Annotated in this window: 12 protein-coding genes, 2 pseudogenes and 1 riboswitch; of the genes and pseudogenes, 7 read left to right on the plus strand and 7 right to left on the minus strand. The window is 73.1% G+C overall.

Annotated features, from left to right (window positions below):
* Nucleotides 1–288 precede the first annotated feature (288 nt).
* Nucleotides 289–747 carry a hypothetical protein gene (locus DRB96_RS28400; protein ID WP_112451034.1) on the plus strand — a complete coding sequence of 153 codons (459 nt, stop codon included), beginning with the start codon at nucleotides 289–291 and terminating at the stop codon, nucleotides 745–747.
* A gap of 32 nt (nucleotides 748–779) precedes the next feature.
* On the opposite strand, the gene DRB96_RS43255 is transcribed toward DRB96_RS28400, so the two are convergent.
* Entirely contained in the window at nucleotides 780–1,004 is a 225-nt protein-coding gene (locus tag DRB96_RS43255; protein WP_112463470.1) for a hypothetical protein, read from the minus strand.
* Between the two features lie 270 nt (nucleotides 1,005–1,274).
* Between DRB96_RS43255 and DRB96_RS28405 the strand changes: the two genes are divergently transcribed.
* The 3 genes and pseudogenes from DRB96_RS28405 to DRB96_RS28420 form a co-directional block, all read left to right on the plus strand.
* Entirely contained in the window at nucleotides 1,275–1,655 is a 381-nt protein-coding gene (locus DRB96_RS28405; RefSeq protein ID WP_112451035.1) for a hypothetical protein, read from the plus strand.
* Nucleotides 1,656–2,106: 451 nt separating this feature from the next.
* On the plus strand, nucleotides 2,107–2,607 hold the full coding sequence (locus DRB96_RS28415) for a TnsA-like heteromeric transposase endonuclease subunit (protein WP_239516876.1): 501 nt from the start codon (nucleotides 2,107–2,109) through the stop codon (nucleotides 2,605–2,607).
* Between the two features lie 35 nt (nucleotides 2,608–2,642).
* Nucleotides 2,643–2,900, plus strand: a pseudogene (locus tag DRB96_RS28420) (transposase); the annotation flags it as partial.
* Nucleotides 2,901–2,935: 35 nt separating this feature from the next.
* Here DRB96_RS28420 and DRB96_RS28425 read toward each other — a convergent pair.
* The 5 genes and pseudogenes from DRB96_RS28425 to DRB96_RS28445 form a co-directional block, all read right to left on the minus strand.
* A pseudogene (locus DRB96_RS28425) lies at nucleotides 2,936–3,667 on the minus strand (ABC transporter ATP-binding protein); the annotation flags it as partial.
* The gene (locus DRB96_RS28430; RefSeq protein ID WP_275432029.1) at nucleotides 3,664–5,049 is read right to left on the minus strand and encodes an energy-coupling factor transporter transmembrane protein EcfT; all 1,386 of its coding nucleotides are present in this window, start codon (nucleotides 5,047–5,049) and stop codon (nucleotides 3,664–3,666) included. The pseudogene DRB96_RS28425 and the gene DRB96_RS28430, both read right to left, overlap by 4 nt.
* A gap of 89 nt (nucleotides 5,050–5,138) precedes the next feature.
* Nucleotides 5,139–5,804 (minus strand): SCO2322 family protein, encoded by a 666-nt coding sequence (locus DRB96_RS28435; protein ID WP_112451037.1) that lies wholly within the window; start codon nucleotides 5,802–5,804, stop codon nucleotides 5,139–5,141.
* Nucleotides 5,804–7,051, minus strand: coding sequence for a prenyltransferase/squalene oxidase repeat-containing protein (locus tag DRB96_RS28440; protein WP_112451038.1), 1,248 nt, complete (start codon nucleotides 7,049–7,051; stop codon nucleotides 5,804–5,806). The genes DRB96_RS28435 and DRB96_RS28440 overlap by 1 nt, the downstream gene beginning before the upstream one ends.
* 139 nt (nucleotides 7,052–7,190) lie before the next feature.
* A riboswitch (cobalamin riboswitch) is annotated at nucleotides 7,191–7,271 on the minus strand.
* 79 nt (nucleotides 7,272–7,350) lie between these two features.
* Nucleotides 7,351–8,430, minus strand: coding sequence for an MBL fold metallo-hydrolase (locus DRB96_RS28445; RefSeq protein WP_112451039.1), 1,080 nt, complete (start codon nucleotides 8,428–8,430; stop codon nucleotides 7,351–7,353).
* Between the two features lie 279 nt (nucleotides 8,431–8,709).
* Between DRB96_RS28445 and DRB96_RS28450 the strand changes: the two genes are divergently transcribed.
* The 3 genes from DRB96_RS28450 (at nucleotide 8,710) to DRB96_RS28460 (ending at nucleotide 11,262) form a co-directional block, all read left to right on the plus strand.
* Nucleotides 8,710–10,182 carry an aldehyde dehydrogenase gene (locus DRB96_RS28450; RefSeq protein WP_112451040.1) on the plus strand — a complete coding sequence of 491 codons (1,473 nt, stop codon included), beginning with the start codon at nucleotides 8,710–8,712 and terminating at the stop codon, nucleotides 10,180–10,182.
* Nucleotides 10,182–10,415 carry a ferredoxin gene (locus DRB96_RS28455; RefSeq protein ID WP_112451041.1) on the plus strand — a complete coding sequence of 78 codons (234 nt, stop codon included), beginning with the start codon at nucleotides 10,182–10,184 and terminating at the stop codon, nucleotides 10,413–10,415. The genes DRB96_RS28450 and DRB96_RS28455 overlap by 1 nt, the downstream gene beginning before the upstream one ends.
* Before the next feature lie 181 nt (nucleotides 10,416–10,596).
* Nucleotides 10,597–11,262 (plus strand): hypothetical protein, encoded by a 666-nt coding sequence (locus tag DRB96_RS28460; protein WP_162688677.1) that lies wholly within the window; start codon nucleotides 10,597–10,599, stop codon nucleotides 11,260–11,262.
* 48 nt (nucleotides 11,263–11,310) lie between these two features.
* Here DRB96_RS28460 and DRB96_RS28465 read toward each other — a convergent pair whose 3' ends face one another.
* Nucleotides 11,311–11,982: a TetR family transcriptional regulator gene (locus DRB96_RS28465; RefSeq protein ID WP_112451043.1), complete on the minus strand. Its 672-nt coding sequence runs from the start codon at nucleotides 11,980–11,982 to the stop codon at nucleotides 11,311–11,313.
* Nucleotides 11,983–12,061: the final 79 nt, after the last annotated feature.

Genomic DNA, 12,061 nt, shown 5'->3' on the forward strand with positions numbered 1-12,061 from the left:
TTCTACCCCGTGCTGTCGGTGTTCGTGGGAGGTGTCCGGATGGAGCTCCAGGCGCTTCTGTGGTGGCCGCAGCCCGTGCGTGGGAATCTCGTGGGTGGAGCATGGGGTGTTGACGCACGACTGAGGGCACGGGCCCAAGTCGCCGTGCCCCGGGGCGAGATGGCCATGGGGTGGACGGGGAGAGTTCAGGTCTTGATCAACTTGCGTTTTGATGACATGTGAAATATCACATGTCATGCACATCGTCCGGGAACCCCTGGACGGCGCTTCACCTCAAGGAGGACCACCATGAACCGCTTAGCTCTGCTCGCCGCCGGCACCGCAGGTCTGGCCGTTTTCGCGATCACCCCCGCCAGCGCCACCGCGCAGTCGGCCTCCACCGTCGCGACCGTCATCTCCTGCGGCCACTCGGGTCTCCAGGCAGGCCTGTCCACGCGGGTGTGTGCCGCGGTCACCGGCAACTCCGTCGAGTTCTACGGCACGGTCGGCCTCGCCGGCCCGCCCTCCCCGGGCAGCCCGGCGCCCGCCCCGAAGGAACTGATCACGACCCTGTCCGCGGAGGTCGTCGGCAGCACCGCCACGCCCAGCACCCAGACCAAGTCGGTCATCTTCACCTTGTCGAACCTCGAGGTGCACGGTCTGGTCACCACCGTCCCGTGCGGCTCGACCATCCACGGCACCTTCGGCGCGGCCTCGTTCCCCCGCCCGGCCAACCCGGTGGCCCACGAAGTCACCATCACCTGCTGAGCACGTGACGCGTCGTGCCACGCACGACCCCTTCAGGCGCCGGGCCGGGTTGCCGTCCAGCCGTGTTCGAGGAGTTCGAAGGCGTGGGTGACGGCTTCCCGGGTCCTGCCGGTGGCGTTGCCCTGCGCGCCGCGGGGGGCCGAGAAGCACGCGTCCTGGCGCAGGAGCCTGCCCGGCTTCCCGGCCCTGGCGGGCGGCACGCGGAGTCCGGTGTTCGACCGGCGCGCGGTGGTCGCCTGGCGCCTGGAGCACGGCAAGCTCCACATCCCCACGACCCCGCCCGCCGCCAACGTGCGCGCCCGGGGCGTGGGTGGGCGCACCCCGGCGGGGTCGATGACCCGCTGCTCTGCCTGGCGGACGATGCCGAGACGCTGGGCGAACTGGGGTAGGGCGTCTGCGGGATGACCGTGCGGCGCGTGGCCGTGCCGGGGTGCGCACCTCTCGCGGTGATGGGCGATGTGCAGGTCTGCTGTCACCAAGCCGACGGCGGAAGCGAGCGAGGTGCCAGGCAGGGGTAGCGTTCCCGTATGACGTCAGCGCCGCCCCGGTTCCCGCCGCATCCGATCCGGGGCGTACGGATACTGCATCAGAAGCAGAACTGCGCGCCGCATTTCGCCGAGATTGAGGTCGATTTCGAGCCCGCAGCTGAGGGCTTCGCCTTCGAGGTGGCTCAAGACCTGACGGTGGACTACGAACCCGCCGAGGCTGTGTCGCGCTTCTTCGCGGCTGCCGCTGTGGGGATCGAGGAGCAGCTGAGCTTGCCCGAGCACGGAGTCGTGATTGCCACTCGGGTGGTGCTGCGGCGCGCCCGCGCCGCGACGTTCGGCTCTCACGAACTGGCGTTCAAGATCGCTGGCTATCTTGCCGCCCGCAAGGCGTTGGAACGTACGGGGTGCCCCCGCCTCTGAGTGCTGCCCTCACGACGGGGTAGCGGAATCCGCACACTCAGCCGAACTTCGAGTGACACCAAGCGTGCTGTCCCGGGCGAAGTGACAAGCAGTATGCCGAGTTGGTGAAACCTGCCGTGCTTCGAGCAGGTGAAACCCAGGTCGCTACCGACCTGGGTGACAGCTTTCATGCTTCGGCACATGTGTGACTGAGTATCTCAGTTGGCGAAGGGGCGCTTGAGTTGGCGGGCAGAGCGGTCGTCCTTCCCCCTGCCGAGGTGAAGGCGTTGTCCTGTCGCACTGAGGCTGTCGGATTCTCAGTGCTTCTCGTTTGAGCTGTCGGATTCTCACTGCACCAAGTGGTGAGCGGCGGCGTTTGCCCCGTACGTGGGGTTTGATCTCATTTCTCTGGTCCGGTTCTCGCTGTACCTGTCACGGTCGTTTCGGCAGGTACGCGGAGCCGGGGGTGGCGATGGATCTGGGTCTGGTCGATGTCGAGTGGGCTGAGGGTGAGGGCAGTGGGCTGCGGAAGTCCATGCTGGAGGCGGCATCGCGGGTTCCGTTCGAGTCGGTGCTCCCGGTGCGGCGGTTCACGTCGTACCGCGGGCAGCGGCACTTCACGGGCTGGTACTGGGCGGCGACGACGGAGTCGCTGGTGGGGTTCGAGTCGTGGCTGGAGCGGGACCGGGCCATGCTCCTCGATCACGACCGGAGGGTGGTGGGGCTGGCCTCGCAGCCGTTCCGGGTGACATGGCCGGGGGCGACGCGCCGGATCTCGCATACGCCGGACTACTTCGCACGGCTGGAGGACGGCTCGGGCCTGGTCGTCGATGTCCGGCCGGCGGACCGGGTCGGCCCGGAGGACGCGGTGAAGTTCTCGGCGACCGAGGCGATGTGCCGGGAGATGGGCTGCTGGTCCTACGCGCTGGTGCACGAGCCTGATGAGGTGACCCCTGGGGTGTGGACACTCTGACAATGGATCTTGTGGGTCCGAGGAAGGGTGTCCTGGTGGGACGTAGGTCTCCGTATCCGGAGGAGTTCAGGAACGACGCGGTCGCGTTGTGGCGTGCGGCCGTTGGCCGGCGTACGTACTCGGCGGTCGCGGCGGATGTCGGGGTGACCGGCGAGACGCTGCGGAGCTGGGTGCGGCAGGCCGACGAGCAGGCCGGCCGCGGGCCCGCCCTTGGCGGCGAGGCGGCCGAAGGCCGGGATGAGGAGCTGGTTCGGCTGCGGGCGGAGCTCGGCCGGCTGCGCAAGGCCGAGAAGGATCGTGGGCAGCGTTAGATGTGTATAAGGGACATGCCCAGGGCGACGACCGGGGGGTGGACCGGGGAGACGGCCATGATCTGGGACGGGGAGCCGAGGATCGCGGGCTTGCCCGGGGAGGGGAGGAGCAGGACCTGGTCGGCGTACTGAACCACCCGCTCCAGGCGGTGCTCCGCCATCAGGACCGTGGTGCCCAGGTCGTGGACCAGGCGTTGGAGGACCGCCAGGACCTCCTCCGCCGCCGCCGGGTCCAGTGCCGACGTCGGCTCGTCCAGGACCAGGACCCGGGGGTGCGGTGTCAGGACCGAGCCGATCGCGACCCGCTGCTGCTGGCCGCCCGAGAGGGTGGCGATGGGGCGGTCGCGGAGTTCGTTCAGGCCCAGCAGGTCCAGGGTCTCCTCGACCCGGCGGCGCATGACCGCCGCCGGCAGGCCCAGCGATTCCATGCCGTAGGCGAGCTCGTCCTCCACCACGTCCGTCACGAAGTGCGCCCGCGGGTCCTGGCCGACCGTGCCGACCACGTCCGCGAGCTCGCGCGGCCGGTGCGTACGGGTGTCACGGCCCGCGACCGTGACCCGGCCCCGCAGCCGCCCGCCCGTGAAGTGCGGGACCAGGCCCGACACCGCCCCGAGGAGGGTGGACTTGCCGACGCCCGACGGCCCGACCAGGAGGGTCAGCTCACCCTCCGGGAGGGTGAAGTCCGCGTCCACGAGGGAAGGCGCGGGCGCGCCCTCGTACGTCACCGACACCTCGTCGAAACGGATCACTTTGATGCTTCCTTTGGTGGTGCTGCGGGTGGTGCCGGTGCCACGAAGGCGGGGAGCAGGCCGATCAGGACCGCCGCGGCCGGCCAGAGCGGGAGGCCGGGGGCGACGAGCGGGACGACACCCGGCCGCAGCCCCTCCGGGTCCAGGGACGCGGCCCGGATCAGCAGCGCCGCGACCGCCGCGCCCGACCCGGCGACGAGCCAGGCCCGCGCCCCCCACCGGTCGGGCCGGTACCGGGTCCGCAGGGAGCGGCGCCCGCCGAGGCGGAGGCCCGCGAGGGCCAGGGCGAGGCCGATGAGGAGGACCGGCAGGCCGTACGCGGCGCCCTCCGCGGCCAGCAGCCCGTACGTGCCCGCGCACATGCCGAGGAGGCCGCCGAGGGTGAGGACGTTGGTGGTGTGGCGGACGGCGGCCGGCACCCGCGCCGTGCGGCCGTAGCCGCGGGCGTCCATGGAGGCGGCGATGGCGACGGAGCGTTCCAGCGCGCCCTCCAGGACCGGCAGGCCGATCTGGAGGACGGCCCGGACCCCGCCGGTGGGGCGTCCGCGCAGGCGGCGGGCGGTGCGCAGGCGCACGACGTCCGCGACCATGTTCGGCGCGAACGTCATCGCGACGACCACGGCGACCCCGACCTCGTACAGGGCGGCGGGCAGCGACTTCAGCAGCCGCGCCGGGTTGGCGAGGGCATTGGCGGCGCCGACGCAGATCAGGAGCGTGGCCAGCTTCATGCCGTCGTAGAAGGCGAAGACCAGCTGCTCGGCGGTGACGCGGCCGCCGATCCGGATGCCCTGGGCCCAGGCGGGCAGCGGGACCTCGGGGAGGGTGAAGAGGGTGTGCGCGCCGGGGATGGGGGAGCCGAGCAGCATGGAGAACAGGAGGCGCAGGCCGATGACGAAGAGGCCGAGCTTGACGAAGGCGCCGTAGGAACGGGCCCAGGGGGCGTCGGTGCGGCGCGCGGCGACGACGTACCCGGCGACACTGATGATCAGCCCGAGGAGCAGCGGGTTGGTGGTGCGGGAGGCGGCGGTGGCGAGCCCGAGGGCCCAGATCCACCAGGCACCCGCGTGCAGGGCGTTGGCACGCGTGGACTCGGGGGCCTGCCAGGGCCTGCCCCCCTTCTTGTACGTCGGCACGCGCGGGCCCCCGGTTGCCCGCTCGGTGGCCTCCGGCCCGGTCGGGGCCGGGACGTCGCGTGCGGCTCCGTGGTGGGTGCGGGTGGTGCGTGCCGCGCCGTGTTCGGTGCGCCCGGCCTGCGGCCGGGCCGGGTTCCCACCCGCACCACCCGTGCGGGTGGCCCTGGTGGGCGGCCGGGAGTCGTCGGCGTCCGCCCCGCCGTTTCCGGCCCCCGCGGGCCCGGAGCCGGGGATCCCCGCGTCAGGCATCCCCGCGTCAGGCATCCCCGCGTCGGGGATCCCCGCGTCGGGCCGGGGAGAGCCGGCCGGCTCCGGCCGGTCTTCGGCGGGGTCCGGGGTCATCGGGTCCGGCGGCGGCGGGACTGCCAGACGGCGGCCGCGCCCAGGGCGGCCACCGCCGCGATGCCCGCGAGGAGGCCCGCCGACGGGCCGCCGCCGGAGTCGCCGGAGCCACCCGCGTCGCCGGATTTCGCCGGGGCGGGGGCGGTGTCCGCGACCGGCTCGCCGCAGCCCTGCTTCGGGTAGCCCGAGACCGCGCACAGCAGCGCCGCGCTGTTGTAGCGCAGCGGCTTCGCCACCTCCGCCAGTGCCTCGGCCGCCGTGGCGTCCGGGCCGACCTGCGCGCACGCCGTCCGCGGAGCGTCCTGCGGCGGGGTGTCGCCCGCCTGGGCCTCCGCGGCCGTGCCGAAGTCGATGACCAGGGCGATCCGCTTCTTGCCCGCCACCGGGGCGGTGCCCGCGCAGACGGCCGCGAAATCGGCGTCCGCGCGCGGCGGGGCGGCCTGGTCGGCCGCGTCCTTGCTCACCACGTAGTGGAAGCCCTGCACGGAGCCGTCCGCCGGGCGTGCCGACGAGGGGCCCTGGGTGGCGTACGCCCACGTTCCGCCCGCGCCGTCCCAGAACGACCAGTAGCGGTAGGTCGAGGCCAGGGCGGGGGACGCGGCCAGCAGGGTCAGGACGATGCCGACGACGAGCGAGGGCAGGGTCAGGCGGCTGCCGCGCATCAGAGCTGGTTCCGCTTCCGGCGGCCGCTCAGCACGATGCCGACGCCCATGCCGGCCGCCGCACCCGCGAGGACCATCCACCAGACGTTGCTGCCGCCGGAGTCCTTCTCGTCTTCCTTCTCTTCCTTCTTGCCCGCCGCCTGCTCCGGCGCCGGGCCCGTGGCGTTCAGTGCCGCGACCAGGTCGGTGCCGCCGAAGGACTTCGGGTCGGTGCCCGTCGCGTGCGCGGCCAGGACCAGGGTGGCGAGGCCGGCCGGGTTGCCCTTGGCCCACTCGGCCGAGTTGCCCTTCAGCCACTCCAGCGCGCCCGCCGCCGACTGCTTGTGCCCGGCCGCGGCCAGGGCGATCACCGCGTCGGCGGTGTTGCCGGTGTCCGCGGTCGACTGGTCGGCACCGGGGGTGAGGGCGGTGAGGTGGCCGTCCTTCTTCAGGACCTCCGCCAGGTAACCGGCGCCGCCCCGGGCCGCCGCCGCCGCGTCACCGGCGGTCGCCGGGCAGGTCAGCGGGGCCGCGGGGGTGTCCGTGGCGGAAGGGGTGACGACCGGGCCCGTGCCGAGTCCGGCCAGGACGGCGGCGGCCGTCGCGTCGGCGCTGGCGGACAGCTTGCCGCCGGCCGGCTGGAACGCGAAGGCGCCCCGGTCGGCGGCCGGCTCGGCCGAGCAGCCCAGCTGGAAGGTGAGGAGGGCCTCGTACGGAGACTTGCCCGCCTTCGACTTGACCTCGGCCGGCTTCTCGCCGGCCGCCTCCAGGGCCCGGATCACGAGGGCGGTCGAGTTGGAGTCCGTACCGCCGTCCATGGGGCCGCCGGGGTTGCTGCTCCAGCCGCCGTCCTCGTTCTGGACGGACTTCAGCCAGCCGACCGTCTTCTTCACCGTGTCGGTGTGGCCGCCGACCGCGGCCAGTGCCTGCACGGCGACCGAGGCGGCGTTGGAGTCGATGAACGCCGAGGCGTCGCAGGCCTTGGCGGTGTCGGGGCGGAAGGCGGGGAAGGAGCCGTCGGCGCACTGCTGGCCGACGAGCCAGTCGACGGCCTGCGCGGAGGGCTTGAGACCGGCCGTGTGCTGCGCGAGGAGCGCGAACGACTGGCGCCACACCCCGTCGTACGTCGGGTCGTTCTTGCCGAAGAGGCCGGAGGGGATGGCGGGCACCGGCGAGGGCGTGGCGACGTCGGCGAATGCCGCGGGGGCGGCGGCCACGCAGAGCACGGCGGAGGCGGCGAGCGCGGCGGCGCTGCGGCGGACGTTCATGGCGGGGCGGGTGCCTCTCGTGCTGGGGACCCGGAGACAGGCAGCACAGCGGGGGCTGGCACCGGGCTCCGGCTCCGTTTACCTCGACGGTGCCGGCCGCCGGAAGGCCCGGCGGCACGAGCCGCGCACCTCCGGTACGGGGCAGTCCGGCTCCCCGCCCCGGCGGTGCCGGGGGAGGGTCACGGTTGCGGGTCAGCGCCGGAATTGCACCGGCTTCCCCCCGTACGGAAGTGTGGACGACGCCCGTACTCTACCGGCCCGTAGCCCGCGGGCCTGGTGGCGCCGCCTGGCAGAGCCCCTTACAGGGCGCGGTAGGAGACCGGGGCGCTGCCCGGCACCGCCTCCGCGCGGCCCTGCTTCACGAGCCTGCGCAGGTGGGCTTCCGCTTCCGAGACGGCGATGTTGCGGGAGCCGTACGGGATCTGCTCCCAGGGCCGGTTCCACTCCATCCGCTCGGCCAGCCCCCACGGGGTCAGCGGCTCGGCGAGCAGCTCCCACAGCCCGGTCAGCCGATCCTCGTGGTGGTCCAGGAGTTCCCGCACGCGGCCCTGCGCGTCGGTGAAGGCGTACTGGTGGGCCGGGAGCACCTCGGCCGGCTGGAGGCGGCCGATGCGTTCGAGGGAGTCGAGGTAGTCGCCGAGGGGGTCGGTGGCCCGCTCGGAGGAGGGGTCCTCGTAGAGGCCGATGTGCGGGGAGATCCCGGGCAGCAGGTGGTCGCCGGAGAAGAGGCGGCCGTTGCCGGGCAGGTTCGCCGGGTGCTTCTCCTCCAGGTGCAGGCAGACGTGGCCGGGGGTGTGCCCCGGGGTCCAGATGGCCCGCAGCCGGCGGCCGGCCAGCGGCAGCAGCTCGCCGGGGACGATCTCCCGGTCGGGGACGGCGGCCGACAGCCCGGGCAGGGTGTGCGTGCGGCCGCTCGCGCGGGCGGCGCGCAGCGGGGCGATGTGCTCCTCGGGGGCTCCGGCGGTGGCCAGCTTCTCGCTCATGTAGTCGAACCAGACGCCGGGTTCGGAGGACCGGGTCCGCACGACGATCTCGGTGTCGGCGGCGTGCATGGCGATCCAGGCGCCGGAGGCCTCGCGGACCTGGCCGGACAGGCCGTGGTGGTCGGGGTGGTGGTGGGTGATGACCACGCCGTGGACGTCCGCGACGGCGATGGACAGGGCGCCGAGGCCGGCGACGAGGGTGTCCCAGGACTCGGGGTCGTCCCAGCCGGTGTCGATGAGGACCGGGCCGCGGTCGGTGTCGAGGACGTGGACGAGGGTGTGGCCGAGCGGGTTGTCGGGGATGGGCACCTTGACGGCCCACACGCCGCCGCCGTGGTCGGTGACGTGGGGGCCGTCGACGCGGGGCGCGTCGGCCTGTGCCGTGTCCTCTGCCATGAAGGGCTCCACTCTCACGAGGCCGTGCCGAGGAGGCCGTGCCAACGAGGCCGTGCCGACAGGTCCGTGCCGACTGGGCCGTGCCAACGGGGCCGTGCCGACAAGACCGTGCCAACGAGAACGTGTTGCAATGGTCGCCCAAGTCGACCACCTTCAGGGCTTCCTGACTAGTCGTTCGATCTTCGGAGTGTCGAACCACGCGGTTCGGTCAGGGCCGTGGACTCCTAGAACTAGAACTGGTATCAGTTCTGGAACGCCAAGCCGCAGGAGGCATCAGCCATGACCGAGCTCGTGGAACACGGACAACTGCTCATCGGCGGGGAGTGGACGGATCCGCTGGGCTCCGAGACGATCCAGGTCGTCTCCCCCCACACCGAGCAGGTCATCGGCAGCGTCCCGCACGCCTCGAAGGCGGACGTGGACCGGGCCGTGGCCGTCGCCCGCAAGGCCTTCGACGAAGGCCCGTGGCCGCGCACCTCGCTCGAGGAGCGGATCGCCGTCGTCACCCGCATCAAGGACGCGATAGCCGTCCGCCACGAGGAGATCGCCGCCTCGATCAGCTCCCAGAACGGGTCCCCGTACTCCTGGAGCATCCTCGCCCAGGCGCTCGGCCCGATGATGGTCTACGACGCCGCGATCACCGTCGCCCGCTCCTACCCGTACGAGGAGTACCGCAAGGGCGCCCTCGGCAACATCCTCGTCCGGCGCGAGGCGGTCGGCGTCGTCGCCGCCGTCATCCCGTGGAACGTCCCGCAGTTCGTCGCCGCCGCCAAACTGGCGCCCGCGCTGCTGACCGGCTGCACGGTCATCCTCAAGCCGTCGCCCGAGGCGGTCCTCGACTCCTACATCCTCGCCGACATCGCCCGCGAGGCCGGGCTGCCCGAGGGCGTGCTGTCGATCCTGCCCGCCGACCGCGAGGTCAGCGAGTACCTGGTCGGCCACCCCGGCGTCGACAAGGTCGCCTTCACCGGCTCCGTCGGAGCCGGCCGGCGCGTCATGGAGGTCGCCTCGCGCAACCTCACCCGCGTCACCCTCGAACTGGGCGGCAAGTCCGCCGCCGTCGTCCTCCCGGACGCCGACCTGGACACCGCCATCGCGGGCATCGTCCCGGCCGCCTGGATGAACAACGGCCAGGCGTGCGTGGCCCAGACCCGCGTCCTGGCCCCGCGCAGCCGCTACGCGGAGATCGCCGAGGCGCTGGCCGCCGCGGCCGGGGCGCTGGTCGTCGGCGACCCGATGGACCCCGCGACGCAGCTCGGCCCGCTGGTCGCCAAGCGGCAGCAGCAGCGCTCCCTCGACTTCATCCGGATCGGCCAGGAGGAGGGCGCCAAGGTCCTCTCCGGCGGCGGCCGCCCGGCGGGCCTGGACCAGGGCTGGTACGTGGAGCCGACCCTCTTCGGAGACGTCGACAACTCGATGCGGATCGCCCGCGAGGAGATCTTCGGCCCGGTCGTCTGCCTGATCCCGTACGGGGACGAGCAGGAGGCCCTGCGGATCGCCAACGACTCGGAGTTCGGGCTGAGCGGCAGCGTCTGGACCGGGGACGTCGAGCACGGCGTCGACTTCGCGCGCCAGGTGCGCACCGGCACCTTCAACGTGAACACCTTCAGCCTCGACATGCTCGGCCCGTTCGGCGGCTACAAGAACAGCGGCGTCGGGCGGGAGTTCGGCCCGGAGGGGCTGAGCGAGTACCTGGAGCACAAGATGATCCACCTCCCGGCCGGGTACGAACCGCCCGCGGCCGGCGCCTGATGGGTGACCGGTGGCACGTCGAGGTGGACCGGGGGGTCTGCATCGGCTCGGGGATGTGCGTGAACCACGCCCCGGACGGCTTCGCCCTCGACACGGCGCGCCAGTCCCACCCGCGGGCGGCGGAGACGGACGCGAACGAGCCGGTCCTCACGGCGGCCGAGGGCTGCCCGGTCGAAGCCATCATGATCACGATGCTGGGCAGCGGCGAGGCGGTGTTCCCGCCGGAGGAGTGAGGTGGCGGGGACCGGCTCCCGGACCCCTGGGCCTCGAAACCCCTGCGCCTCGCACGCCGGCGGGGCCGGATTCGGCCGGTGTCGGCCGGTGTCGGCCCGCACGTGCGGGTGTGTGAGACTCCTGCCACGACCGCCCGGCGCACGTGACCGGGCGGCGTGGTGAGGGTGGGGAACGAGCGGTATGCGCAGGAGCGTTCGGTTGGCGGGAGCGGTGCTCGGGGCGCTGCTGGTGACGGGGTGCGAGAGCGGAGCCCCCGCGGGCGCCCCGCCCGCGGCGGAGTCCGCCTCGCCGCCGGCCTCGCCGCCGGCCTCGCCGCCGGCCTCGCCGCCGGCCTCGCCGCCGGCGTCGCCGGGGGCGAAGGCGCCGACCGGCTCCGCCGCGCCCGCTGGCCCCTTCGGCAGGGAGCAGGCCGCGGCCGACATCGCCGCGGCCACGGCGGCGGCCGGGCTGGCCGAGCCCGACCCGTCCGACATCGTGTCCCCGTCCGCGGGGGAGCCGGCCACGGACAAGGAGAAGCGCAGGGCGGCGATGCTGGCCTGCGTGGCCCCCTGGCAGACGATGGAGCGGCTGCCCGACACCGTGAAGGCGTACGAGGCCACGATCACGGGGCTGGAACAGCGCGGCTGGGAGCGCGGCGAGCGCATGCAGCACGACATGCTCACCCATACGCCGCTGACCAAGCAGGGCTGGACGCTGTTCGCCCGCCGCTACGACTTCTCCGCCGGCAAGGGCTCCGGCCTGGGCATGCCCGACATGCTGTCCTTCATGGCGACGGACCAGGCGTGCGAGGGCCGCTTCACGGAGGCGGAGATGGAAGAGGCCTTCAAGGACGACCCCGGGCAGTAGCCCCGCGCCGGCCCCGTTCCACGGAGTGGAACGTGCGATACGGCGGGATCAGGCCTTTTTCGGTTCCGCCGGGGGCGTCGCCGACGGCTGCGCCTCCGGGGCCGTGAGGTCGATCAGGCGGCAGACCGTCTCGATGTCGATCTTCACCTGGGCGATCGAGGCCCGGCCCGACAGCCAGGTGATCAGCGCCGAGTGCCAGGTGTGCTCGATCACCCGGACCGCGGAGAGCTGCTCCGCCGTCGGCGGGGCGTCCAGGCCCATCGCGTCCAGGATGATCGCCGTCGTCAGCCGGGACACCGTGTCCACCTCGGGGCTCACGCTGCGGTCCGCGAACGTCAGCGCGCGCACCATCGCGTCCGCGAGGTGCGGCTCCCGCTGGAGCGCGCGGAAGGCGCGCATCAGGGTCTCGGCGACCCGCGCCGCGGGCTCGTCCCCGGCCGGCGGGCGCTTGCGCAGCGTCGTGTGCATGTGCTGGAGCTGGTCCTGCATGGTGGCGACGAGCAGGTGCACCTTGGAGGGGAAGTAGCGGTAGAGGGTGCCCAGCGCGACGCTGGAGGACTCCGCGACCTCCCGCATCTGCACGGCGTCGAAGCCGCCCCGGCTGGCCAGCTGCGCGCTGGCGTGCAGGATCCGCCTGCGCCGCGCCTCCTGACGCTCCGTCAAGGGCGGGGACGCCGGTGTGGTGACGGCTGGGGTCACGGCCTTCGCTTCCGCTGTCATCTGTCCCGTTCCAAGGCGTTCCCTGTTCGTGCGGGTGGGGTGGTGCGGGGGCTGCTGCGCGCCAGCATGGCAGGCGCCC

Source organism: Streptomyces sp. ICC1 (genome assembly GCF_003287935.1).
Lineage (GTDB): Bacteria > Actinomycetota > Actinomycetes > Streptomycetales > Streptomycetaceae > Streptomyces > Streptomyces tritrimontium.

What these genes read in the sequence shown, in the direction of transcription:
- DRB96_RS28415 (WP_239516876.1), top strand. Translation starts at nt 2,107, where the DNA reads ATGGATCTGGGTCTGGTCGATGTCGAGTGGGCTGAGGGTGAGGGCAGT.
- DRB96_RS28430 (WP_275432029.1), bottom strand. Translation starts at nt 5,049, where the DNA reads ATGCCTGACGCGGGGATCCCCGGCTCCGGGCCCGCGGGGGCCGGAAAC.
- DRB96_RS28405 (WP_112451035.1), top strand. Translation starts at nt 1,275, where the DNA reads ATGACGTCAGCGCCGCCCCGGTTCCCGCCGCATCCGATCCGGGGCGTA.
- DRB96_RS28460 (WP_162688677.1), top strand. Translation starts at nt 10,597, where the DNA reads ATGCGCAGGAGCGTTCGGTTGGCGGGAGCGGTGCTCGGGGCGCTGCTG.
- DRB96_RS28445 (WP_112451039.1), bottom strand. Translation starts at nt 8,430, where the DNA reads ATGGCAGAGGACACGGCACAGGCCGACGCGCCCCGCGTCGACGGCCCC.
- DRB96_RS28440 (WP_112451038.1), bottom strand. Translation starts at nt 7,051, where the DNA reads ATGAACGTCCGCCGCAGCGCCGCCGCGCTCGCCGCCTCCGCCGTGCTC.
- DRB96_RS28435 (WP_112451037.1), bottom strand. Translation starts at nt 5,804, where the DNA reads ATGCGCGGCAGCCGCCTGACCCTGCCCTCGCTCGTCGTCGGCATCGTC.
- DRB96_RS28450 (WP_112451040.1), top strand. Translation starts at nt 8,710, where the DNA reads ATGACCGAGCTCGTGGAACACGGACAACTGCTCATCGGCGGGGAGTGG.
- DRB96_RS28400 (WP_112451034.1), top strand. Translation starts at nt 289, where the DNA reads ATGAACCGCTTAGCTCTGCTCGCCGCCGGCACCGCAGGTCTGGCCGTT.
- DRB96_RS28455 (WP_112451041.1), top strand. Translation starts at nt 10,182, where the DNA reads ATGGGTGACCGGTGGCACGTCGAGGTGGACCGGGGGGTCTGCATCGGC.
- DRB96_RS28465 (WP_112451043.1), bottom strand. Translation starts at nt 11,982, where the DNA reads ATGACAGCGGAAGCGAAGGCCGTGACCCCAGCCGTCACCACACCGGCG.